This is a genomic window from Paenibacillus aestuarii (assembly GCF_027789125.1).
GTDB classification, from domain to species: domain Bacteria; phylum Bacillota; class Bacilli; order Paenibacillales; family NBRC-103111; genus Paenibacillus_E; species Paenibacillus_E aestuarii.
Genome location: NZ_JAQFVF010000083.1, coordinates 40951 through 66123, shown reverse-complemented (window position 1 = coordinate 66123; position 25173 = coordinate 40951). Strand labels below are relative to the sequence as shown.

The 25173-nt window shown below is 54.1% G+C and carries 15 protein-coding genes; 2 read left to right on the top strand and 13 right to left on the bottom strand.

Annotated features, from left to right (window positions below):
• Positions 1-4 precede the first annotated feature (4 nt).
• The 8 genes from O9139_RS28165 to O9139_RS28130 all read right to left on the bottom strand — a co-directional run bounded on the left by O9139_RS28165 (position 5) and on the right by O9139_RS28130 (position 12993).
• A complete protein-coding gene (locus O9139_RS28165; RefSeq protein WP_270885071.1) occupies positions 5-1009 on the bottom strand; it encodes an eCIS core domain-containing protein in 1005 nt (334 codons plus the stop codon).
• A 136-nt stretch (positions 1010-1145) separates the two neighbouring features.
• Complete coding sequence (locus O9139_RS28160; protein WP_270885070.1) at positions 1146-2525, bottom strand: PP2C family protein-serine/threonine phosphatase; 1380 nt, start codon at positions 2523-2525, stop codon at positions 1146-1148.
• Between the two features lie 26 nt (positions 2526-2551).
• Positions 2552-2887 carry an STAS domain-containing protein gene (locus tag O9139_RS28155; protein WP_270885069.1) on the bottom strand — a complete coding sequence of 112 codons (336 nt, stop codon included), beginning with the start codon at positions 2885-2887 and terminating at the stop codon, positions 2552-2554.
• A complete protein-coding gene (locus tag O9139_RS28150) occupies positions 2884-3321 on the bottom strand; it encodes an ATP-binding protein (protein WP_270885068.1) in 438 nt (145 codons plus the stop codon). The genes O9139_RS28155 and O9139_RS28150 overlap by 4 nt, the downstream gene beginning before the upstream one ends.
• A 41-nt stretch (positions 3322-3362) precedes the next feature.
• Entirely contained in the window at positions 3363-6413 is a 3051-nt protein-coding gene (locus tag O9139_RS28145; RefSeq protein ID WP_270885067.1) for a HEAT repeat domain-containing protein, read from the bottom strand.
• A gap of 35 nt (positions 6414-6448) precedes the next feature.
• The gene (locus O9139_RS28140) at positions 6449-6931 is read right to left on the bottom strand and encodes a GNAT family N-acetyltransferase (protein WP_270885066.1); all 483 of its coding nucleotides are present in this window, start codon (positions 6929-6931) and stop codon (positions 6449-6451) included.
• A 21-nt stretch (positions 6932-6952) separates the two neighbouring features.
• Positions 6953-9718, bottom strand: a complete 2766-nt coding sequence (locus O9139_RS28135; protein WP_270885065.1) for an adenylate/guanylate cyclase domain-containing protein — start codon at positions 9716-9718, stop codon at positions 6953-6955.
• Positions 9719-9735: 17 nt separating this feature from the next.
• The gene (locus O9139_RS28130) at positions 9736-12993 is read right to left on the bottom strand and encodes a stalk domain-containing protein (RefSeq protein WP_270885111.1); all 3258 of its coding nucleotides are present in this window, start codon (positions 12991-12993) and stop codon (positions 9736-9738) included.
• Between the two features lie 212 nt (positions 12994-13205).
• Between O9139_RS28130 and O9139_RS28125 the strand changes: the two genes are divergently transcribed.
• Complete coding sequence (locus O9139_RS28125; protein WP_270885064.1) at positions 13206-13592, top strand: DUF4280 domain-containing protein; 387 nt, start codon at positions 13206-13208, stop codon at positions 13590-13592.
• A 59-nt stretch (positions 13593-13651) separates the two neighbouring features.
• Positions 13652-15307, top strand: coding sequence for an MORN repeat-containing protein (locus tag O9139_RS28120; RefSeq protein ID WP_270885063.1), 1656 nt, complete (start codon positions 13652-13654; stop codon positions 15305-15307).
• Between the two features lie 188 nt (positions 15308-15495).
• Here O9139_RS28120 and O9139_RS28115 read toward each other — a convergent pair whose 3' ends face one another.
• Genes O9139_RS28115 through O9139_RS28095 form a run of 5 tightly spaced genes read right to left on the bottom strand, consistent with a single transcriptional unit; the run spans position 15496 to position 25155 of the window.
• Entirely contained in the window at positions 15496-17181 is a 1686-nt protein-coding gene (locus O9139_RS28115; RefSeq protein WP_270885062.1) for a hypothetical protein, read from the bottom strand.
• Positions 17182-17214: 33 nt separating this feature from the next.
• Entirely contained in the window at positions 17215-19326 is a 2112-nt protein-coding gene (locus O9139_RS28110; protein WP_270885061.1) for a phage tail protein, read from the bottom strand.
• A 23-nt stretch (positions 19327-19349) separates the two neighbouring features.
• On the bottom strand, positions 19350-21596 hold the full coding sequence (locus O9139_RS28105; protein WP_270885060.1) for a putative baseplate assembly protein: 2247 nt from the start codon (positions 21594-21596) through the stop codon (positions 19350-19352).
• Positions 21597-21616: 20 nt separating this feature from the next.
• Complete coding sequence (locus tag O9139_RS28100) at positions 21617-24700, bottom strand: baseplate J/gp47 family protein (RefSeq protein ID WP_270885059.1); 3084 nt, start codon at positions 24698-24700, stop codon at positions 21617-21619.
• Positions 24701-24753: 53 nt separating this feature from the next.
• Positions 24754-25155 carry a GPW/gp25 family protein gene (locus O9139_RS28095; RefSeq protein WP_270885058.1) on the bottom strand — a complete coding sequence of 134 codons (402 nt, stop codon included), beginning with the start codon at positions 25153-25155 and terminating at the stop codon, positions 24754-24756.
• Positions 25156-25173 lie beyond the last annotated feature (18 nt).

The window sequence follows — 25173 nt, the reverse complement described above, 5'->3', positions numbered from 1 at the left end:
TTGTTCACTTGCCGCCCCGCTGCTGGATGACATGGGTCAGTTCATGCCCCAGAAGCTCTTGACCGTCCCGGCTGTCCGGATTGTATCGTCCCTCACGGAAGAAGATATCGTTCCCCGTGGCAAAAGCCTCCGCTCCAAGCGATCGATTCAACGCGGAGGATTCCGAATTACTGTGTATGCGTACATCGTCAAAATCAGCATTAAACGCCGATTCCATCTTCGCCTGAATGCGCTCGTCCATCTTGCTTCCGCCGCCTTGCTGCGCCTGAATCCTCGACTCCACCGAAGAACTCGCCTCAAAACTTCCGCCGTCCGACGACTTCATCTGCAGAGCTTCCTCTTCCGTCTCCTCGCCTTCGCTGCGCTGAATGCTTTCGCTCGACGGCTTCATCTGCAGAGCTTCCTCTTCCGTCTCCTCGCCTTCGCTGCGCTGAATGCTTTCACTCGACGGCTTCATCTGCAGAGCTTCCTCTTCCGTCTCCTCGCCTTCGCTGCGCTGAATGCTTTCGCTCAACGGCTTCATCTGCAGAGCTTCCTCTTCCGTCTCCTCGCCTTCGCTGCGCTGAATGCTTTCGCTCGACGGCTTCATCTGCAGAGCTTCCTCTTCCGTCTCCTCGCCTTCGCTACGCTGAATGCTCTCGCTCGACGGCTTCATCTGCAGAGCTTCCTCTTCCGTCTCCTCACCTTCGCTGCGCTGGATGCTCTCGCTCGATGGCTTCATCTGCAGCTCCTCTTCTTCCGTCTCCTCACCTTCGCTGCGCTGGATGCTATCGTTTGCAGCAATATGGTCAGCCACCGACTTCCCCATTTGGTCAGCCTCTTGCTCGTAAGCATCGCCGGCCGCACCGACCGTCAGCTTCGTCTGGACGTTCAGCATGCTGCCGACGGCACGATTGCCGATCATCCGCTGAATGCTTAGCGGATCAGCTGCTGAGGCTTGAGCCGGCTTGTTTTTTTTCGAAGTGTGCAAAGAAGTATCGGGTTGCCTGTTAATTCTCGGTTGGTGCATGGCATGGACCTCCTTGAGTATTTATTACAAATGTTCTTGGCGCTCCGTGTATCTCCGTGTCCGAGCGAACGATGTCTCTTTCATTTCACTATATCATATCTAAGGAAAATAAAGGCTGCATTTCGTATCGTTTATTTCACTTACGATCAACGACGAGCACCGCCATATCGTCGGATTGCACCGCACCGTCAGCGAAACGGTCGACGTCCTCGACCATATGCGTGAGCAACCGTTCTTGACTGCTCGCCCGCTCCTTATGAAGCAGCTCGCCTAATCGCGCGAACCCGTACTGCTCTTGCCACTGATCCTCCGCTTCCGTAATACCGTCGGTGTAGACGACCAACCGGTCCCCTTGCTCCAGGTAGCTTATATTATCAGGATAGGCCATATCATCCATGACACCGAGCGGCAGCCCTTTTTTACCTTTCAACTGCTCCATCGTCCCGTCTTTTCGAATCAGATAGGCCGGACAATGACCGCCGTCACTGTAAAGCAACCGGCCCGTTCCAATATCGAGAACCCCGCATAGAATCGTTGCAAACATTGTCGAATCATCCTTGTACAACTCGCGATTGACAGCAGTCAGCAGCTCGCCGGGCGTCATCCCTGCCGTCATCTTGCCCTTGAGCAGCGTCATCGTCACGGTCATAAACAGCGCCGCCGGAATCCCTTTATCGGACACGTCGCCCAATACAAAGAACAAGCAATCTTCCCCGACGCGAAAAAAATCGTAAAAATCGCCGCCCACCTCGCGGGCCGGGCGAATAACCGCTTGTGCCTGAACAGCCGCCCAACTGGAAGTAATGGACAATTCCGTCCTCGGCACCAGGCCCATCTGGATATCTGCCGCAATGCGCAGCTCGCTTTCCATGCGTTCTTTCGCAGCTGTCGTCGTTTTCAAAGCATGCATCGATTTCTCCAAAGCATCGTACAGCATAGCGTTCTCTAGTGAAGCCGCGATCGGCGAAGCGACGGACTCCAATAGTTTCAAATCACGATCCGTAAAATGCGTCCCTTCCCGTTTATTCAACACCTGCAGCACACCGATAATTTTGTCCTTGCTAACGAGCGGAACGCACAGCATGTTACGTGTTGGGTAATCGACTCGCTTCGCCACCTTGGCTGACCAACGTTCGTCCTTCGCCGCATCATCAACCTTGACCGATTGTCCGGTCTGAGCGACCCAGCCGGCAATGCCTTCCCCGAGCTTGAGGCGAATCTCCCGAACCTCGTCCCCCTTCTCACCGAGCGCGAGGTCAAAATACAGTTCACCCTTCTCCTCGTCGACCAAAATAACCGAAGATGCCTCCGCATTCATGATGCGCGACGAGGTGTCCATAATTTTAGCCAGCAAATCCTGCTTGCGAATCGTCGAATTCACTTCTAAGCTGACGTCAAATAGCTGCATCGTCCGTCCGAGCTCCCGTTCGGCAATCAGCCGTTTGCGCACGCTAAGCTGCCATAACAGAATAAGAAGCAAACATACAAAAAGGAGCACAACTGCTGCGACATCCATCAAGCGCGCCTCCTTCCTGACTTCGCTTATGCCAGTTCATGAACAGCTTCCGCTTCCGTCCCGTAAATAGTGAAAATGCTGCTAAAGCCCGACATGTCAAAAACTTCCTTCACGTGTTCATTCATCTGTGCGAGTGCCAGCTTGCCTTGAATCACTTTGATCATTTTGGCTGCGGACAATAAGCTTCTCAGCCCCGCGCTGCTGACATAATCAAGCCCCTGCAAATCAAAAACAAACTTGCGGTGCCCTTGCTCCACAGCCTTCGTAAAAGCAGCTTCGAGACTCGCGGACGTATTAGCATCCAGCCGCCCGTTAAGCCCAAGCAGCACGATATCCCCTTGCAATTGCTCATTAATATTCATGAAATTCCTTCCTCCTTGACTCGCCTTTTTGTCATCGTCAGCACGTTCTCACTGCCCACACGTTCGTAACGCATGCCGTCCATGACCCGCCTTACAAAATGAATGCCGAGCCCGCCGATCTGCCGCTCTTCCACACCCAGATCGAGGCGCGGATCCGCCTTCGACAGCGGATTAAAGGCAACGCCCCAATCGGTGATCTGCAGTCCCCAGCCGTCCGCAACCATCCCGATGTCGATGCGGATCGTGTGCATGCGCCTTTCTTCCAGCGGATACCCGTACATAATGATGTTCGTCACCAGCTCATCGCAAACCAGATTAAGCAAATTCAGCGTCTGATCATCGATGTTCATGGCCGCAGACAGACTTCGCAAGAAGACGCTCAGCCGTTCAAGCTCTTTCAAGTCATTGCTAAGCACGATCGTTTCCTTAGACATCGCTTAAGCCCCCTCTATCGATTGCGAATTCTGCCTGCCCGTTACGCCATTTTGAGCAGCATGCTTTCCAGCAGTCTTACCCGTGCACTCGAAGCATGCAGCAAGCCGATGCCGATCTCCGGATACAACCGCACTAGACGCGAGAAGCTTTCTCCCTGCAGCGCCAGCACGCACACCTCATCGAAAATCACCTGCGCCGTAATCGACGACACCGAGCCGTCCAAAGCTGTCGTTTCGCCGAACGCCTGTTTCGGCCCGAGCACACCGATCGTGCCCGTTTCCCCTTCACCGGTCTCATTGCTCAGCTCCACGTGTCCTTCCACAATTAAATACATCGTAGAATTGCGTTCCCCACGGCGAAGCAAGTACGTCAAATCCTCGTGCACTTCTTCCTTGGCGATACCGGCGATGAGCCCGAGTTCATCCACGGACAAATCGGAGAATAGCGAGACCTGCTTTAAAAAAATAACTTTATCGAGCATCGTTAAAAACTTACGATCGTTCTTCATATGAGCACGCTCCAGTGAACTTAGTGCATAATCGGCAAAATCCTTGAGCCACCCGTCCGACCATGAGCGGGCCGCTTGCAGCACATCGGCAGGCGCCTCATGCCCCTTCTGCTCATTGCCCGAGTCCATCTTCAGCAGCTCGAGCAGCGCAAAAGCCAGCTTGCGGTCACCCAGCCCTTCGGCGAGCACCTCCTGCGCATTCTCGCGCACTTCTTCGCTCTCGTCCAGCATCGCTTCGCGTAGCGACGCGACCACGCGTTCGTCTGCCAGCTTGGTCATAACCGCCCAAGCGCCGCTCACCAACGCGTTGTGAAGCTCGCCGCAGCGCTGCTCCGCGAGCTCCGCGAGCCCGCTCATGCCGAGGCTGTGCAATGCCGCCGGCAGCTCACGCTCCTGCGTGGAAGCGAGCATGCGGCTAACGCAGCGATCCACGAGCTCCGTCCGCAACTGGTGCTCAGGCAGCAGCTCGGCTAACGCGGAGACGACCACGTTCCAGATGAACGGATTCGCATGGTTCATCTGGTCCAGCAGCGCTGCCAAGCCAGCCTGCCCCATGTCGGCGAGTGCGCCGAGAATCGCTTTGCGCAGCTCCTGGTCAGCCAGCGGCACCATCCCCAATAGCAGCGGGATCGCTTGTACATGCTGTAGCTTGCCGATACAGTGAGCAGCTGCAACTTTCACGGCAGGGCGGTGATCCTCCAGCAGCGACACAACCCAATCGGCATACGTCACAAGCTGCAAATCCGCTACGGTTTGGCAGCCGTAGACGGCCCATTCGCCGCCGTTATCGAGCATTTTGATAATCGCTTCGTCGCAAGCCGCATAGCTCTCTTCGCTTTCCAGCAAGTATAGTGCCTTGACACCTTCGTGGACGACACGCGGATGCGTATCCAGCAATTTGACGCGGATGAAGAAGTAAGATTGGCTTTTCAGATGCGTAGCCTTCGAGATCAGCTGGACGCACACAGCACGCACCTCCGGATCCTCATCCTCGAGGAAGGCTGCCACCTGTACCAGCTCTTGCACGCTTGCACCTTGCAAATTCATAGCCCGAAGCACTGCGATCCGGATCCGCGAGCTGGCTTCGTTCACCATGCCGAGCAGATGCGGCAGAAAAGCTGAATCTTTGGCATTGCCGATCATTTCAAGCGCGAGCTCCCGCACGTAATCGTTCGGGTGCTTCAGATAAACCAATACCGACGATAACGCTTTGGAGCTGCGCATGCCGCCGATGAAGGCTGCGGCAACGTCAGAGATATCCGTGTGCAGCGACTGGACGCTTTTGACCAATTCCTTGATGTACAAGTTTTTGCCAAACCAAGCGATGGCGACGAGCAAAGCTGCTGCTGTGAAGCCTGCCCAGGCTAACGTATCCAGCCGAATCAGTCCGAATGAGTGAAGCAGCGAAACCAGCGAGCCGATGAGAATACCGCCTGAAGCCGCCACGCCTTGCGCGAAATAACGGTAACCGTCCCTTTTGGAAATCGGCATCATTTTGAAAAACAACTGGAAACACGGTTCTGCGATGTAATACAGCAAAATATAAAAAACAGCGTAGGAGCCAGACACCATGACGAGTCCAAGCGGATGATGAAGGAACAGCGCCGTAAGACTAAAGCCGCCGAGGAACAGTATAGCGATCACCAGCAGCAGGTTGCTGGCGCCTAGCCAATTCATCAAGCGGTTCGCCACGGTTTGCAGCAGCAAACAAATCATGAACTGGATCGCTGTGATCAGTCCGTAGAACGACGTCAAATCGCCTTCTTTCGGAAACCTGCTCTCCGCCGCCGTGAAGTACTGGTACTCGTTCATAAAGTACACAGCAGGCATGAGCGTCATTAACGTTACAGCGCTAAGCAGGAACGGACTGCGCAGCATTTGTTTGGCATAATAGGCAGCAGAGTGCTGCGTTTCATCGCTGACAAGCAGCTCTGCCTTGGGCCGTTTATCCTCTTTCAGCGTCAGCGGCACCAAGTACCTGGCCAACGCTTTGCGGAAGAAGAGGAAGCCGAACACCATCAGCACAGGAGCCAGCGCATACACCGCTTCCGTACCGAACAGCCTGCCGATGAAGTGGGCGATCAACCCCGCCGTAATCCCCCCGATCGTGGTCGAGGCGATGAAGATCGGCATCAGCTTCTTGGCCTGCTGCGTCGGACACAGATCGAAGGCCGTACTCCAGAGCAGCAGCGTCAGCTGCCGGACGACGAAGTTCGAGGACAAGAACAATAAGGGATAATAGTAGTGAAAATCGACGCTTCCGAGTTTAAAGCCCAGCAGCACGAGGCCATTCACCAGCAGAACACCAAGCATCAAGAGGTACAGCGTCGCCATCAGCCTGGCCTTGGGCAGCCGATTCGCCAGCTTGGCCAGCAGCCAGCCTTCCAGCGGCATAATCGCCGCTTCGAGGATATAAATATACGGCAAGTACTGCACGCCGAAGCGTTGGTTAAAAAGCGCCATGAACCCTGTATAGTTCAGGGATTCGGCAATGCCGCTGAAATAAAATATCGGCAGCATGATCCATAGCTTGCGAACATCTTCAGGGCGCAGCTGCAACCATCTGGTTAAAGTTCCTTGCATGTCATCAGGTCCAATCTGTAATTACATTTGTTTACTTATAACGGTTTGTAAAACGCCAGCCTTGCTTCGCCTTCGTAATAATAGTTCGGATAAGTGCCGATGAGTTCGAAGCCGTTCGCCTTGAACATGCGCTGAATCGGCTGATATTCCGGCAAATCGCACGTGTATGTCAGGATATATCGGCCTTTCGCTTCACGGGCGAACGTCTCCAGCGTTTGAAACAAAATTTTGGCGAAGCCATGGCGGCGGTAATCCCGGTGAACGGCCAAGTAGTCCCAAAGAAAGCCGCCGGATTGATGCTCATTCTCCTTGCAGGAAGTGACAGCAATGATTTCGCCTTGCTCCGATTCAATGAACCAATGGCAGTGATTGCGCTGCTTCAAGCTATGCAGCGGGGCGTGTTGAAAGTGATCGAGCTCTCCCGGTGTATGCCGCTGATCATCGAAAGAGAAAGAGGACAGATAAAATTCCGTAATACGCATCGCGTCTTTTTCCAAAGTTAATCTTTGCACCTGCATCACATGTTTACCTCTTTTCATTTATGAAACCGATAATGTTCCGTTCCACTCTGCTGTCGTGCCGTGTTGGAAATATTCATCGCACATATAAAAATAGAGCTGCGCCGCTTTGTCTTGACGGTTTTGCTTAATGACCATCAAGAACGCTTCGCGGGCGTCATAGAAACGGCCTACCTGGTAATACGTAACGGCCTGCTCGAATAAAGCTTTGGTCCGATCCTTCAGTGTCCGGAGCGTCTCCGGATCGCCTTGGTACATATCGTACAAATGCAGCGGTTCCTTCACGCCCTCCACCTGAATCAGGCCCAGATTGCGATACTGGAAGCTTGAAGGGTTGTCCAGCGCCTCGACGACATGGTCAGTAATAAGTACTGACACGCCGAGCGGTTCTGTCATTTTCTCCAGCATCGTCGCCAAGTTGACGCCATCTGAAATTACATTTCCTTCCAGTCGTTGTTCTTCACCAACGATTCCTAAGCGAAGCGCGCCTTTATGCAGGCCGATGCCGATATCAAGTGGCGGGTAGTTAACTTTGGCTCGATGCATATTGTAAATCTCCAGCTCCTTGCGCATGTCGATACACGCATTCAAAGCTGCATCCGGCTGGTTCGGGAACAGCGCCATGAAGCCCGCGCCCAAATATTTGTTCATGAATCCGTTATGATTGCGGACATAAGGTCCGAACCTTTTGAGATACGAATTGACGAAATTAAAATTTTCCTCCGGCGTCAACCGCTTCGACATTTGGAAAAAATCGCGAATATTGAAAATAAGGATGGACATATGCTGCTCGACTTGATCACCCAGCTCCACGTCCAGAATGCTTTCTTTATTCAACAACCGTAAAAACTGCTGCGGAACAAAGCGGTAATACGATTCGCTAAAATTCTCAACCTTGGTAATATAGTCCCGAATGCGCGCTGACATCGTATTGACGCTGTCGCCCAGGTCCGACACTTCATCACGGGTGCTGATTGTCACCACGGTATCCCATTTGCCCTTGGCAATCTCGCCCACGCTATTGCGCAGCTTGCGAATCGCGTACAGCAGCACATAAGTCATTACCATCAGCACAATCAACAAGCCGACGGAGATCAGTGTAATGTTACGGATAATCGAGCTTAATACGGCGTGACGATGCTTAATAAGTCCGTCCAGGTTTTTACTCGTTTCGAAAACGCCGACAATTTTACCGGATTTGTTATAAATCGGTGCAATCGCATAGCGCCACTCGCCGGAGAAGTCTTTCCACTGCCCGGTTGCCGGCTTCCCTTCCAGCACGACCTGCTGATTCTCAGGCGTTTGCATGAACGGGTTGAACATATGCATGCCGTCATCATCTTCCATAATCCGGTAAATGACACCATTCTCATATTTATACACCGCTTTATAAAAGCCTTGATTGTCATCACTAACGTTATTTTCGAACACGTTTTGTATCTTTCTGCGGAACGAAACGTAATCCTCGCCCCTATAGTCAAGCGGAGAACTGATGCTTTCCAGCTTGTCACCGTCGACCAAATTTTGTCCATTGCGGGCAAGCAGCACGAGTTCACTGAACGTCTCTTCTTCCATTTTTTGCGAGAAACTATTGTAAATTACGGTTGACAGCAAGATCATAGCTGCCGCAATCACGGGCACCAAAATAAGAATTTGCTTCATCATGAGCGGAAGCCTGCGCTGCAGGACGTTGACGAAAAGCAGCTTCAGCGCATAAAGCACAAGCAGCCCACTGATAATGGCAATGAACCAAGCGATGTGAAAACGGTGCTGCGCATCCTTGTTATACGTCGCTTCCGTTTGCGTCGGCGTCAACGTGCCGTTCTTCAGCAGCCGGTTCATCTGTGCTGATTCCACGATAATGAGGCTGCCGTCCTGGTCTACGCTAATCGTCGTCGCGTCAAACGCAAGCTCAACGCCGCTGGCCTTCGCTTTCTCCTCATTCATAATCGTCTCCACGACGAATGGCTGCTTCGGATCGAATCGCGTAATCGCCCTGTTATTAAAGTCAATGAACACGAGGCGGCCGTTATTATCGATATGCATACTCTCCGGAAAATTACGCCTTGTGCGATCCAAGCCAGCAAGCGGATAGACTAGCTGGGACTGGCCGTCAAGCTGCACTTTGTAAATTTCTCCGCTGCGCGTGGAATAGTACATCTCGCCCAGCTTATAGCCGTCCGCTTCTGCCACGTACTTATTGGCCGGCAGCTTCACTCTGCTCACAAGCTCCGGATCAGCCGCCGAATCTCCAGTCGGTATTTTATATAGTGCTAACTGCTGCACTTCATCGTTGAAATAGTAGACCGCGCCCTCACGTACCTGCACGTTGCGCAAGGAGCCAATCCGGTATCTTTTGCTCGTCGCATCGTTGTAATCGACATTGAACAAACTGCGGTCGAATTGACCGTCAGGCTTGTAACGGACGATCTGCTCCGATTTCACTTCAATGCCATACGGGTCGAGCAGGGTGCGGATCGTATAAATATAGCCTGCATCATCCACGGCCATATCGTTAAACCGATACAATTCACCGTTCTTCCCGGTGTCGCTGGTGATGGAAAATTGCAGGACGCCTTCGCTATCCAGCTTATGTAAGGTTTTCTTCGCATTATCGATGACGAACACGTTATTGTGCACATCAGAGACAGCCTTCGATAAACCGTCGAAGGGCATAGTCAGATGAAAGGGCCACAGCTTCAAGCTGTCCTTGTTGGTACCAAGATAAGTTCCGGCACAGCCCAGCAGCAGCAGGACGAGCAGCAATGCCGTTATCGATTTCTTCATCGCACGTTAACTCCTCTTTATTTCGAAATCTGAATGATCTGCGTACCGGCATGCCAATCAACTTGAAGCCCTAAAGACTCAGCTATGAATCTAAGCGGCACATAAGTCCTGCCGGCCAGCAATAAGGACGGCCCGTCAATCCGGGTCGGCTCGCCATCGACATAAGCTGTATCTTGTCCAATGGTACTTGTAATCGTTGAAAACTCCGTGCTCACCGTGACGGTCAAGCCGTCTTGGTCCCAATCCACAGCCGCCCCGAACGATTCGGAGACGGATCTTATAGGTAAATAGGCCTGTCCATTTATTATAACAGGTGGCGCATCGAATTTAATGAAAATATTAGGAGACAGCACGTTCTCCACCGGGACCGGCTGGATGCCCGCCTCCGGCGATGCCGACAGCCCGGCGGCCATGTCCGCCAGCGCCTGCAGTTCCTCGGCGCTGTATTTGGCCTTCTCCTGCTGCTGCAGCTCGCCCAGCAGCTTCGTGATCTGCTGTTCAAGCGGCTGTTGAACCACCGGGTCTGCTGGCAGCGCAGCCAGCAGATCCTGTGCGGCGTCCAGCTGCGCGAACAGCTCGTCTTTGTGCAGCGACTGCAGCGCTTCGCTGGTCGCTGCCACCGAGCGGGCAAGCTCCGCCGCCCGCTCCGGATCATGCTGCGCTGCGGCCAGCGCAGCTTCGAGCTGCTGCTTCGCGCTTTGCAGCGAAGCGAGCCCCTCGGATGCGCTCGTCTGCGCATCCGCAAGCTGCGCCTGCGTCGCCAGCAGCGACTGCAGCGCAGCTGCAGTCGCATGCGGCTCGCCGGCGGCGATGGCCTGCTCCAGCTTCGCTTGCTGGAGCTCCGCTTGCCCGGCCAGCTGCTCTGCGCTGGCCGCACTGTCCGGCGGCGGCGCGCTTCCCCCGCCAGCCTCATCACCGGCCAGCGCTGCGATCAGCGCGTCCGGGTTGTTGACCAGCGCCATCTGCTTCAGCGCTGCCTGGCTGTCGCCATGCTGCAGCGCCTGCAGCATCGCGAGCCGGGCCTGCGCATCCTTCAGCTGAACGGCCAAGTCGGCGATGTCGCTCACCTTCATGGCGGCGACCGCAGCAGCTTTGTCTGCCTCCAGCTTCTCGATATCCTTATTCAGCGTATCGATCTGCTGCTGCAACGCCTCCGCCGTTTGCTTCGAGGCGATCGTTCCAGGCGCGCTGATTTCAACCGTGACCTTTAACGACTTGGCCGCCTCAGCCGTGAGGACCGCAGAGCTAGCAGGATTCGCCAGCGCATCCGCATCAAGCACTTGATTCATATCCACCCAAGCCGCCCCTGGCGCATCCGGTTTATATAAGATGCCCTGACCGCTTTCGGCCATCGTTGCTGATGCCGCTTGAAAGGCGGCTGGCGTCAGCGCATCCAGATTCACCAGATACGTGCCGATCAGCACTGTGCCCAGCCCTTTGTCCTCGGCATCCGTGGCGCCATTACCCGGGTTACTGCCGTCCGCAGACCCGCCAGAGCCACTGGAGCCGCCTGAACCCCCGGCGTTTCCAGCGTCTCCAGTGCCATCCGCTCCGGCAGCGCCATCTGCACCATTACCCCCGGCACTCGCTTCGGCGCCGGCGTCAACGATCAGTCCCGAGCTCCCATTGCCTTCCAGCGGGAATACACCTAGCAGTGTTCCTTTATTATAAAGAGCAATTTTAAGCTCCTCAGCTTGGCTCAACTTCAATGTTAAATTGCGCAAAGGCTTATTTATTTTCGTTCGTTTTCCGATCGGTTTGCCTGCTTTTGTAAGCACTGTGTACTCCGTCGCGCCGAGCTTCTTATTGATCGACACGCTGAAATCGCTCAGCAGCGGTCCTACGGCAGGCGTCAGCATCCAAGAGCCTTTCGCCGCTTTCTGCCTCTGCGGCTTGACAGCCGCAAGACCGTCATCCAGCTCGCGATAGGGGATGATGCCAGGCTTCAGCGTCTTTACAACAGCCCCGCCAGTGTCAACGTCCAGCTTGCCCAGCGCCATTTTGTAGCCTATTTGTGCGGATACGATCTGTCGGTCTGCTTGTGTCAACGCATCTTGATAAGGCTGAAGCTCGTCGGACCTGATGAGGCTCAGCTTCAGCTTCTGGTTCGCTTTGTCCAGATTGGACACGGCGAGATCCTTATCGCGCAAAGCCTGCGCATAGCCTTCTTCCGCGCCCTTCGCTTCCAAATACGATTGCCGCACCGCTGAGATGACCGCGTTCCGGCTTTCTTTTTCCTGCAGCAGCGCCTTGTTCTGATCCATGGTGGCAACCGGCAGCGCATTCGCCAGATCGTCTAAATACCGCAGCCCGTCGTATTCTCCTTGCAGCAGCGATTTGGGCACCGGGATAAAGCCGAGCAGCAGGAAATAGCCCTCCCAATCCTTCTTTACTCTGGCCAGCGTTTCCTCATAACTAGCCATGAACGCATCCATATCGATATCCTGCGTTTTGTACATGCTATCCATCACTTTCATGCGTCCGGCTCCGAACTTGGCGCTGTACAAATCTCGGGTCGTCTTCAGCTTCTCGTCGGCCAACTTGCGGTCCTCCGCTGCCTGCAGCAAGCTTAAGGTCGTCTTCTCCGCACTGGCGATGTAGGCCGGCAGCTGCATCTGGCTCAGATCGGCATAATCGGGATCAAAACTGAGCTGCACCGCGTTTTCCATATCCAGCCCGGTCATTTTCCCTAACGCCAGCCGGCTGGCTTTCGCCGTAATCTGGGCCTGCTTATAGTCGGACCGCGCTTTTTCCAGCGCCTGATCCGCCTTGTCCTGCTCGGCAGCGTCGGCGAGGCCGTATTTCCGCTTCTTTAGGACCGTATCGACCGCTGCTTGTGCCGCATCCGCCTTCTTGCGCGCCGCTTCCTCCGCATCCGCATCCTGATAGGCCGTTAAGTAGGCCTTCTGCACGTCAAAGCGGACACTATTAGTCAGCTGCCTCAGCGTTTGCTCCGCCACATAGAGCTGCTTGCGCGCCTCCGGCACTTTCATCTTCACGTTCAAATCCTGGCTTAAATTGTGCGGCTTAGCAAACAGTCCGGAAGCTTTCGCTTCCTCACTTTTGACCGCCTTCTGCGCCTGAGCCAGCTCCAGATTCTTCTTCCGAATATCCGTCTTGGCGTCCCGCAGCGCAGCACTTATTTGTAAGCCCCGATCCGCAGCTTCTTTCATATTCAGCGATTTCACGACAGCCGCTTCTGCCTGCACCCCGTATGCCCATAAGGATGATGAAGTCACAAGCACAGCAAGTCCGATATGCGCTCCTTTTGCCATAAACACAGCCTAATCCCTCCGCTCAAATACCTCTATCTTTATAGTACAATATCTCTAGTTCCCCCGCACCCATCTTTTGGAGAAAAATAGCGAATGAACACGAACTCAGGAATGGATTGCTCGATAAATCGTTTTCTAGTAGTATAAAATCAATAGATTCAGCCTAAAAATTGTCGAATCAACGATACATTTGAATAGGGAGGAACCTTTCGATGGGAAATATAGTCTGCGGCGGTGCTATGCTGCAATGTTCGTTCGGTGCCGCCCCGAGCTCGCTGATGGTGCTTCCTGCGAATAAAGTGATGACCGCCATGCCGATTGCCAACATTATGGATAATAAGCCGATGGTCAACATTCTGCCGTTCGGCATGTGCAATTCCATGGCTAACCCTACCGTAGCTGCGGCAACCGCCGCCGCCTTCGGCGTAATGACGCCGATGCCCTGCATCCCTGTCACGAGTGCGCCGTGGGTGCCCGGATCCCCGACCGTGCTTGTTGCCAATATGCCAGCCTTGAACAACACTTCCAAATGCATGTGCAACTGGGGCGGCATCATTCAAATTCAGCAGCCCGGACAAATGACGATCCAAGTACCCTAAAGAGCCTGCACATGTAACCTCAACCCAGTTCGACCTATATCCCCTTAGGAGTGAGAGCTTTGGATTTACAGCCGGTTAAAACCGTTGAAAAGGTGCTGAAGCCCGTCGTCGCACCATTCATCGGCCATGTTATGAAAGCCATCACAACCGTCGGAAGATTGCCGCAGATGGCGATTGCCAAGTTCCAGCAAGTGCTCAGAAAGATGTTACAGACGCGCGAAACATCGCTCAAGAACTACGTGCTGATCGGCTCGTACTACGTTTCGAAACGGCTGCTGCTTTTTATCGTCCTGTTCATCCTCGTCCTCCTGTTTTTCATCTTTATCCGTCCGCCGCAAATCGTGAATAAATGGCTGAACCGTGTTCCCGTCGTCCAGGAGCATTCACCGAAGCTGAGCACCTTCTCCGGCAACGGCAAAGTTGTCAGCGAGCAGAAGGATACCCGCTATGTCGGCGATCTTGTAGACGGGCAGTTTAACGGGAAAGGCAAGCTGTATTATCCTAACGGTACGCTGGCGTACGAGGGCGATTTTGAAAAAGGGCAAAAATCCGGCAGCGGTACCCTTTACGACGAGCACGGCAAACTGATGTATAAAGGCGCTTTTGCCGGAGACGCTTACAATGGCGCAGGCACGCTTTATAATGAGAAGCAGAAGGTCCTGTATATCGGCGAGTTCCAATCCGGCAAGTTCGGCGGCACCGGCAAATTGTTCACGCAGGACGAGGAGCTGCTCTATGAAGGCTCCTTTAACGGCGGACTGTATAATGGTGCAGGCAAGCTGTTCGCTCCTGGCGGCTTAGCCGTCTACGAAGGCGAGTTCGCAGCTGGGCAGTATAACGGTACAGGCAAGCTGTTTAACGCTAAGGGGCTGCTCATCTATGAAGGGGGCTTCAAGAACGGCAGCTATTCCGGCGATGGCACGGAATATTATACGAACGGACTAATCCAGTACAAAGGTCAATATTTAGCCGGTATGTATGGCGGTGAAGGCACGCTATTTAATGAAGCCGGCATTCAACGCTTGAAGGGGACGTTTGTAAGCGGCTCCCTGAACGGTGCGGGTGAGGCTTATGACGCGACCGGCAAGCTGCTTTATAAAGGTGACTTTAAAGCCGGCGCGTATGACGGTATAGGCACGATCTTCGATGCCGACGGTGCGCCCTTGCTGCGCAGCTTCTTCGAAGGCGGCCAGGTGAAACTGCAGAGCTTCATCGGCTTATCGAGCAAAAAAGTCGAGGATTTGCTGGGCAAGCCCGCTGAGGTGACGCTGCAAGATAGCAGCATCTTGCTGGCCGGGCAGGACACGCCTCCTCCGGATGTGACGGCTGAGCCCGCTGCCTCGCCTGCATCACCTGCTTCTCCAGCAGCGCCAGGAGCGCCGCTTCCGGATGGACCGGTTAAACTGCTGATGAGCTATCCCGCTTACCAGATGTCCTTGCTTGTCGAGCCTTCGAAAAACAATCCCAAAGAAGCGGTCGTCACTTCACTCAGCATCTGGGGCTCGAAACCGCTCGAGCTGCTGCAGCCGGCCATCGAAACCGTGAAAAAACGCGGAGAACCGAACGATGCCGGTTACATCGTAATGGAGCTCGAAGCCGGGGCTGGTGAAGGCAAGTTTACGAACAGCTATTATCAGGGGGACTTCCTGTTCACCTTCACGCATTTTACTGCGCATAAAGAAGCTCACCTGCTGCAGGTGAGCTCGCTGAAATAATGAAGGCGTCACGCTTATCTATGAAATTATTAACCCTATCAAGAGACACTTTAAAAAAGTCTCTCGATGGGGTTTTTGTTTATTTCAGCGGGAATTGCCGTTGCCCAGGTCACATTAAAAAAAGATGATCTCTGCTCCATACAGAGATCACCCTTCTCAATCTATCTTGACGCAAGGAGGACCATTGGTTACTCCGCGTCGCTTCCTGCCGAAGCCGCTTCGCGCAAAGCGGACAGCGCCTCGTCCAGCCTATCGCCGCCACCGCTGCTGCTTCCCGAGCTGGCCGTTTCGGCGCTGTACGCCCACCAGCGAACGCGCACGTCGAACGGCTCAGAAGGCTGCTGCAGCTTCACACCGATCCGGAATGTACCCTTCTGCGGATATGCGATCGTTCCGATCTTCACTTCCGGCGCCTCCGGCTCGAACTCGCTGCCCTTGAACACGTCGGAAGAGCCTCCGTACACCCGCTCGCCGTTCGCCAGCATGTCGGAAATCGAATCAACGCTGGTTTCCTCCAGGCTTGTCAGAATGAGCACATTTCCCTCACCGAGGCCATGCGCAATTTCACCCGAGAAGAAGCTTTTCGACGGTTTCCCGAAAGGCGACACATTGATCTTCGTAAACGGCTCAATCGGAATGTCGACAACTCCGCTGACGATCCCGCCAATGCCGCCGCCACCGCCAACCGGAATCCCTACATCAAACGCCAATTCGCTCATCGCCGGGTTATAATTCACTTTAAACTCCGGCGGCCGGCCAGGCGCCAATGTCTTCACTTTCGATTTCGTCACGAATTGACCTGCTGTTTCATCGCGATATTCAGCCGAATGCGCCAGCCTATACATGACCGAGGAGTTGAACACATACTCCCCGAAAGGAACTTGCTCGACTCGCTCAATAACATACGTTGGTCCCATTTGGATTAAACAGATTTTCGCCAAATAAATACAAGGCTCCGAAGGAGACTCCAGCGAAGCTTCCAGTGATTGCTTCACGAAGTCGCTCATCAGCCGTTCGCGCACAGGCTCCTTAATGATCTGGATTTCGCCGAATGCTTGCTCTTGCAAATCCAACTGACAGTCATCAAGCTTCAGGATGGCCGACTCTTCTTTGACGCCGACCGTTCCTTTGACGTTCACCGTACTATCCGCACGAAGCAGCACCTTGATCTCGTATTCGCTCTCCAGCTGCTCCTGCGGCTCCTGAAACATAATCGTCGCTCCATGAATAGCCTCAATCCGCTCAGATGCCATTTCATAGCTGAACGACAATCTGCCGGCTTTGAGCGTTTTCTCGAAGCGCAACTTCATCTCAAACAGCTGGCCTGGATTGACGTAGCGAGGGGTCGTTTGCAGCACGCGCACATGCGCGTCTTGATAGATGACGACCGTTTGGTCCGTTATGCCTGCCAGAGGCAGCGACGCCGGATCAGGAGCGTCCTCACGGATAAACAAGCGGTAGCTTTCCAGCACACGGTTATAGTCGTTGATTTCATCGGAACGAACCGATGAATTAGCGACAGTGTGGACCGGCTCTTTGTCTTTCTCATCATAGGCAATGCAGAGGTAAACGTTCTTTGCATATTCATTGTTGGTAAAGCCGTCCATCATCGACAGCTTCAGCGTCATTGGCGAAGGCACAACAATTTCGCGACCGAGGGCATCAATGGCAGCGCCCATCTCCACGGAGACGGACTTATCGTCAACAGCGATAACCTGAAGCCCGGTCAGCACGCCGTAGCCGTGAAGCAGGCGGTTCATCATGCGGCGCTTATCGTTGAAATATTTTTGCTCCGACTCAAAATCACGCACCGTCAGCAGCTTGCCATAAAAATACCGATTCCGTTCAAACGGGTAATAACGTGTTTTTTTCATATCGATCCCCTCACCTTCCAAGGCTCATTTCGCTTATTCAATCTCGGAATCCAATTCCAATCGCGTATGGATATCCATCCGTTTATCACGATCCACATCGATCAGCAGCGTGTTGTACGGCATGGAAGCGCCCTGATCGAGCGTCAATAACGTAGGCTCAGACAAGAAAGTATTAATGCCTAGATACGTATGCATATCGGCGTACATCCACGGCTGAAGAACGATCAGCTTGCACTCCGTATAGGCCGGTTTCTGATCTTCAATGATCTGCTCGATCGTCAACCGCTGCGTATCGGTGCGCACGAATTCCGGCTTCAGCATGAGGCAGAAGCAGTACGGATTGTCGCCGTACAGCTTGGCAAACAGCTGCCGCAGCTCGGACGTCTCCTGCATTTGCTTAAACTGAAACGACTCCAAGATGAACGGCTCCGTGCCGGTGTAAATATGCACCATGCGCATCAAGCCCTCACGCGTTCCGCGCAATTTATACAGCTCAGGCGCTTGTTTGATCAGCGTTCGCAGCTTCGTCTCGCCCCATGCTTCATGATCCGTAATCGCCAGCCAACGGCCGAGCCATTCCAAATACGGGCCGGATACGGCGTCGGGGTCAAAATAAGCAGAGATATGATCGATCTTATCTTCCATATCATCAAAGAACGTGCTGAACATCGCCAGAAACCGTTCCAGAAACGGACTATGCGTCTCATCTTGCTGATAAATCGGCGGCAAGTAAGCAATCAGCGACGATCTTGGATAATACACCCTTAACTTACGGATAAAAGGCGACATCATTTCGCTGCCGAGCAGCTCGATTTTAAACCATAAATAACGTCCTCGGGCATCCATCAGCAGCGCATCCTTCGGATTCAGTATCGGCTCCGACCATAAGTGCTGTGTGGCTTCCAATTTTTCCCTAATGGTAACATTCGGGTCTGTTAAATAGTCGGTATACGAGACATAATCCCCGTCGATCATCCCTTCGCTGTCATCTGAAGCAAAGTAAGAGAAGCGAATCTGCGTTTCCTCCGGAATATAAGCGTCCAGCCGGATTTTGTGCCATTCCATCTCCGTCTCGGTCGTATCCAGCTCTGCGGAGAAATAAATCGCCTCAGGCAGCTGTGTATCGTCAAACAGCATCGTTCTCGCATCCAAATCCAGTAAGCTGATCTGCCCGCTGATCCGGTCAAACACATAGAGCCGGCCTCGCGCGTCGTGCAGCAGCTTATCCGTCCGGCCACGGAAGCTCGTTACTTTATCCAAGGCTTCGCCATTTGCGCGATATTTCAAAATAAACCGTTCCACGACACCTTCCTGCTGCGCGTATCCGCTATCCCCTATATAGAGATTATGATTCGTGTCAATGGAAATGCCCGCAAACCGTCCTTCTGGCGCCAATGTAAAATAAAGCGGTTCCCGCCCGTCTTCATGAAACACCGTGACGGCACGCAGCTTCGTATCCAGCAACGCCAACGTGCCGTCTGCCGCAGCCAGATCAAAGCGGGCGTGCAGCGCGCCGACGTCGACAGCTTCATCGAAACGAAGCGCTTCGTACACTTGCGTCACCTCGCCGGCCGCATTCCAAACGACGATGCCGATTCTGCCGCCCTCGGGAACCTCGGGATTTCCATTCAGACCAACACTAATATCCAGTGGGATGACACTATACAGCGTATGGACAGATCCAACTTTCGTGGCGAGCGCCAGCGGGAACAGCTCCAAGCCGTCCCATTCCTGAGCCGCCCACATCGTTTGTCCATTGGATATGGCATACACCGCCAGGCGGCGCTCGCTATTCCGGTTCGCATCGCCAACGATCAGCAGGTCGCCCATCGAGGCAAGCTTCGCTTGCGCGCTGAACAGATGATGGCCCTGACGGAACAGCCGCTCCACATGTCGGCTCTCATCTTCATAAATCCATAAATTCGCAGATTCATCGAGTACAATCAGCTTCCGCCCGGGACCGACGGTCATGTCTTGAATCCGGTGGGTACCCTCGATTTCTTCGGTACGAACGATGCGGTGTATGCTGTATTTCTCGGTTTGCCGGATCGAGTAGCCGTGCTCCTGCATGTTCACATTCAAAGCCAAGCCGTGCTCCCAATCCATCCTTTTATTAAGTGAAAAAAAAGTTTGCCCCTCCTGCATCGTTCGTCACCTCGTTTCTTTTGTTATAGATCGGTCTGGCTAATCGTCTCCACCTCATGATTGCCGGAATAGACCAACGCATAAGGCGCAATATGAATGTCGCCGACCTGATCTTTGTGAAAGCCGGTTCCTTCCGCATCCAGCCATATGTCCTGTACATACAGAACGCCTCTTAACCGAGAAATGACACCGTAAATGTCCCCCTTGTACACGGACCTGCCGAAGCGCCAACCCTCTGCGCCTTGACCATGATCCATCGGCTGCAAAAGCATTCTCAACTGCTGGACGATTTGCCGCTGGTCATTTTTGTATTTGGGCTCCATCACCACGACCGCATGCACCGTAACTTTGATATAGGCGGCCGGAATCACGTGCAGTTCAGTGGTCAACAGCCGATAGCGCTCCAAGTGCTGCTGAATCGTCTGCAGAAACCCTGCGCTCGCCTTCGGCTGATCGCTCTCGCTGTACGGAACGACGGCGACGGTCATCTGCGCAGGCGCTTTGACCTTGGGGTAATCCCGCATGCCGGGCTTGTACAGCGGGATCGCTTTGACCCGCGCCACTCGCAGACCCGGCGTCGCCTTGGCGATCGCCTCGTAGTCCTCGGCGGTCACCGCTCTCGTCGGCGCTGCGAGCTCGCGCAGCACGCGCAGCTTCGCCTGGTCGAGCGTCTCCGCTTCCTGGCCGCCTTGCGCCGGGAACGCGTTCGTGACGCTCACTCCCGCGATGTCCGTGAAGCCGGTCACCAGACCCTCCTTCACGTTGCCTCGCGCACCGCCGCCGGCCTGCAGCCGAATGAACCGAATGTTCGGTTCGACGGACTTCGGCGGCGTCAATCCCGCTTCATTGTTGCCGAAGCGGATCGTGCCAGCTGCAGCGTCGTAGACGTAATGGCGGTCCGTGGACTTCGAGTTGTCGAAGTCATCCACAGCCTGCCAATCCTCCCACACGACGCTGTCTTCGCCACGCGGGCGATAGCCGACCTGCAGCAGCATGCTGCCTGGCTTGTAAACGATCCCGCGACTGACTTCAAAGCTTTGCCATGGCAGACCTTTGCTGCTCCCGATATATCGGGCATGGTCGAACGCTGCCGGGTAAGCAATCAGCCGCACCCGCTGCGTGCCTTGCGGCGGGATCAGGCCGTGCGCGCCGTCGCCGAAGCGTAGGCGGGTCGTCCGGCGGGCCGAATCCTGCTGCAGCTCGCAGCAGCGGTCGTCAGGCCCGCACGATTGCAGCGATGCGACGGTGTGCCAGTCGCGCCAACGCCCTTGCTCGTCCTGCACTTGTACGGTGTGCAGGCCGTTAAAGGCGAGGTGCGAGCTCACCTCGAAGCTTTGGTCGGGCTCGCCGGTGCTCGCCCACGACGTCACCTCGCTGAAGGTTTCCTGCTCTGCGGCCTGGACGACGTTGAGGCTGATCTTCTCAATCTTTGGCGACAGTTCGTAACCGTCCTCCTCCAGTGTACAGCACAGCCAGTACCGGCTGCGGTCATCCGCCGGATATAAGGCGATCGGTTTCATCTCTGAAGAAATACGCAGCTTGATTTCGCCGCTTTGCGACAAATGCGCAGTCCCATCGCCAACCTCTTCGATCGGCAGCCAGCTTTCGCTCTGTCCGTCCTGATCCGCTCCGGCAAACGTCCATCCCACCTTCGCTGAGGCAATCATAGCGCTCGAAGATTGCGAAGCTGCCGGATCGGGCTTGCCGATTGCCACGGGATAACGTTCGAACATTTTGAAATACAGTGATATTTCCGTATTAGCCGGAAGCGCCCGATCAAAGCCCAAATACAGATGCGCACCCTTGCGGGGCATTGGCCCGAACGCATAATACGCAATCTGTGCATGGTTATTGGAGGTGAAATCGCCGGCGGCCGTTTCCGTGCGGACGATCACCTTCTCCAGCCCCCCAGGCACGAGCTGCACGGATTGCAGCGTCTCGAATCGCTGCTCCATCGCCTGCAGCGGCGTTCCTTGCGGGAGCACAAGCGGCTGCTGCACCCCGGAGAACGATGCTTCGCAAACCGCAGACACCGCATCGCGCTGGCGAATGCCAAGCAGCTTCAAAAACTTGCGTTCACTGCGCTCCGTAACCCGGTTCAAGTAATACTGCTGCATCTCAGTCATCCAGGACATCAGCTCCAGCAGCGTAATCCCCGGATCGTGCTCATTCTCGTCGGTCCACTCCGGATACAGCTTCGGAATCGACTTCCTGGCTTCCAGTACCATCTGTTCAAACATGCGGTCATCCAAATTCGGGATTGGCAGCACTTGTGCTCACCTCCTAATCTTTATTTATTCTTCAACGCGTTCACAACCACGTGATGCTTACCGCTCACAATGATGCCATGCGGCAGGGCCGGCAGCCGATTGACATCGAGCTCCGTGCGCTCCCCGTCCTCAATCTTGTAGACGGTCATATACAGTTTCTCTACGTGGCTGACAGCCCGGATCGTTTTCAATAGGGCAAAAAACACGGATTGGTGAATCTGTTGTCCGATCGACCAGCCTTTTTGATCAAAATTACCGGTTAACGGGTCCAGGAAGCGGTTCAGCTTGTCCAGCGCCTGAATTTCCGTCTGCACGACGGCGTCCATGCTCTCTACGGCAACCACAGCCGAAACCGATATTTCCATATACACCGGTTCAATCACTTGCAGGCGCTCCGGAAAAGCAACCAGACTGGACGCACGCTCCATAATGTACCGCTCCACTTGCTTTTTCAATTCCGGGAATGAGGAGCTGCCCTGTCTGCCTTCCTTCGGCAAAATGACGAGCGTCATCGAGCCGACTTCCTTCTCCATGTACACGTTGCGGTTCGCAATGCAAGTCACCTTGGCCGTATTCGGGTAAGCTTCGCGGGCGAGCCACTCATAATCTTTGGCCGAGACGGCGCGATTCCGGTGCTTCAACAGCTCCGGCCCGCGCGCTAAGGCAGACTCTATCCGCTCCGCCTGGCATCCGCCCGACGCCTGTTCCGGATTGTACACCTCGCCGACAAAAGCGATGGAATCCTGGATCTGATTGATCTGACGAGCCGGGACGTTGCCGATTTGCCCTGCCGTAACAGAATAATTGACCTTCAATTGCTCCAAGCCGCCCTTCGGCGGATGCATGCCATGTACCCCATCACCGACACGAATCCGCCCGAAGGTACGGTCAATCACATAATGGCGGTCCTTATGTCCCGATGCCGTTAAATCGCGAACAGGCGTCCAGCGCACCCATGCCTGCAGCATGTGTCCCTCGGAATCCCGACGAATATCTATGAGCGGCGTTCCGGCTTGCTCGTACTCAAGAATCGCCTCTTCCGATAGATGATTCGTCTCATCGACCCACACTTCTTCACCCACGATGCCGTGTCTGCTCAGCTGATATTCGAGTTCCTCAAGGCCCTTGACCTCCGGCACCTCACCCTTAATGGTCTCCTGCTGGAGGACACGCACCGTATTGAGATAGATGCCGTTGATCGTCGGAATTGGGATGCGTCCGCTGAGGTCCTCGTACTTGTCGTCACGATTGACGGTGCGAATCCAGTAGCCTTCTTGACCAAAATAGGCTGCGCTGGCGAAATCGGAGGGTCCCACAAATTGGACCGTTCCACTCTGCGTCATGCCGTTCGTCTCATCGATCACGTGCAAAGGGGTCCATTCGGACGGACTGCCCGGCACGAGGCCGGCACGCAAATATTCCCATTCCAGCATCGGAATATCCTCTTCCGCAAAACGCTGCTGCTTCACCGAAATGAAGACTGAAATCGGGCCTTTCACCGGCGGCGTATCAAACGATAGCCACAAAGCAGGATGCTTGCTTTGAAGCGGCTTAAATGGCTCGAAACCGCCTTCCAGCTGACGGCTATGCGGGGTTCGATCCTCAAAAAACGTATTATTCAGCGTCACACAACGTTCTGCTTCATAAAGCCGGTCCTCATACTGGTAAGTCAATGAGACATCATCGATCCACGGTGACAAGTAGACCGCTTGCGGTTCGTACGCATTTTCAATATGCAAAATTCTTGCCCGAATCCAGCGATTCTCGTTTCCGTTCACATACGTTGCCGCAAGATCGTTCGGACAGCGGAATTGGATCTCCTTGTGCACTTTTTGCCTGTCCGGATAGTAAAACAAGCTCTCCGCCTGTTTGTCGACAGCAAGCCGAACCCACGTCGTACCGTTCCAATATTCCCAGGCAACCTGCAGGACGGTCACATGTATGACAGGCTGCTTATCGAACTGGGATTTTTTCATGACCATTTTCCAGTCAATCTGCTCGACTTGCTCCGGTCCAAAGCGGTTTTCAATCGCCTGCAGGCCGAAGCTCAGTTTAATATCGCCGTCAACTTTGGAAAAAACCTCCTGACTCCCGATATAAAAAGCGCCATACAAAGCAAACTGACCGCCAAACGGGTAAAACCCGCTCGGATCGGCATCGATATCGTTATAAAACATTTGATCCGGCGTAATGCCGCCGGTTTCCAACGTGTCCACATAGTCCGTTTTGAACGAAATGTGGTCCAGCGAAAGCCGGCTCTCAGCCAGCGAAGGACGGTTGGGCTCGACCGGCTTCAAACGGCACTGGATCCAGCGACCTTCCATACCGTTGACTTCTATCGGTACGATTTCCTCGATGATGCGCTTCTCCAGCACGATCCGATTCCCCTGCGCCTCGGCGTGATCGAATGCTTTCCAGCCATCCGCTGTCGCATACAGCCATTCGGTGAGTGCAGGGTCGGCAAGCTGCCCCACCATGTTGATCTCATCAAACCGCCTTGTGCTGTTGCGAAACTCGATTTCAATAAACGCTGGATTACGCACCGTGAAGAGAGAGCTGTGTTCCAAATACAGCGCGTGCGCTTGCACATTACCGCCGTCCTGTAAACGGAACAGCGGTTGAGGCGCTGCCTGGCCGTGACGGCTTGCTTCAAGAAAAGAGTCCGCAATGGGCACGATGCGATCCCACTTACGGCTTGTCACAAACAATCCGGTGAGCACAGCCGGTGAAAGCAGCGCGCTGCGCTCCGTTTCGTACAAAATCATGTCCGTCTCCGCTTCAGCGCCGACTTGCGTCCCAGCCGAGATAAACACGGACTCCTTCGTGCCTTCATTCAAAACAAACGTTAAGTAAGCGCTGGCCGGTCTGGCCGGAAGCAGCGTTACATCGAACATATTAAGAAAGGAAATCAGGTTCTTGGTCGGTACCCGGTTCAAGCGCTTAATGTTGTCATGGAACATGTTCGCGAACATGAGAAAAAGCGCTGAGCCCGGATCCGGATCATCCGGTGTAAACCGCCATTCCGGCGTGTAATAAGGCACCATTTCCTTCATTTGCGCGATGAGGTTAGGCAGCTCTCTGGCATCAATTTTTGGAGGCTCCACAACTCCACCTCCTCTCTGTACGAATCGTCATCGCTTACGCAGCCAACCTTTCTTTACTTCGATCCTTCAAATAAATAGAACGGGTACACCTGATTAAATAAGTTATTCGTCGTCCGGACCAAATACGAAATATGAATCTTGACCTTGGCCGGATCATCCGAATCCGGGATCGCTTTAACATCGACCTCGTGAACTCTCGGCTCCCAGTTGCGAATCGCCTCTTGAATATTGCTCTGCAGCAAATGGAGCGTCGTGTCGTCCGTTAATTCAAAATTAAATCCCTGGACCCCGCAGCCAAAGCTAGGGCGCATGACCCGCTCGCCTTGCGTCGTTCCTAAAATAACGCGGATCGCTTCGGCGATGTCTTCCTCATACTCGGACATGCGGATTCGCCCTGTCGCCGGATCGACTTGAATGGGGAATTTCCAGCCTCGTCCCAAAAATGCTTCCGACACCTCGTCACGCCCTCTCAT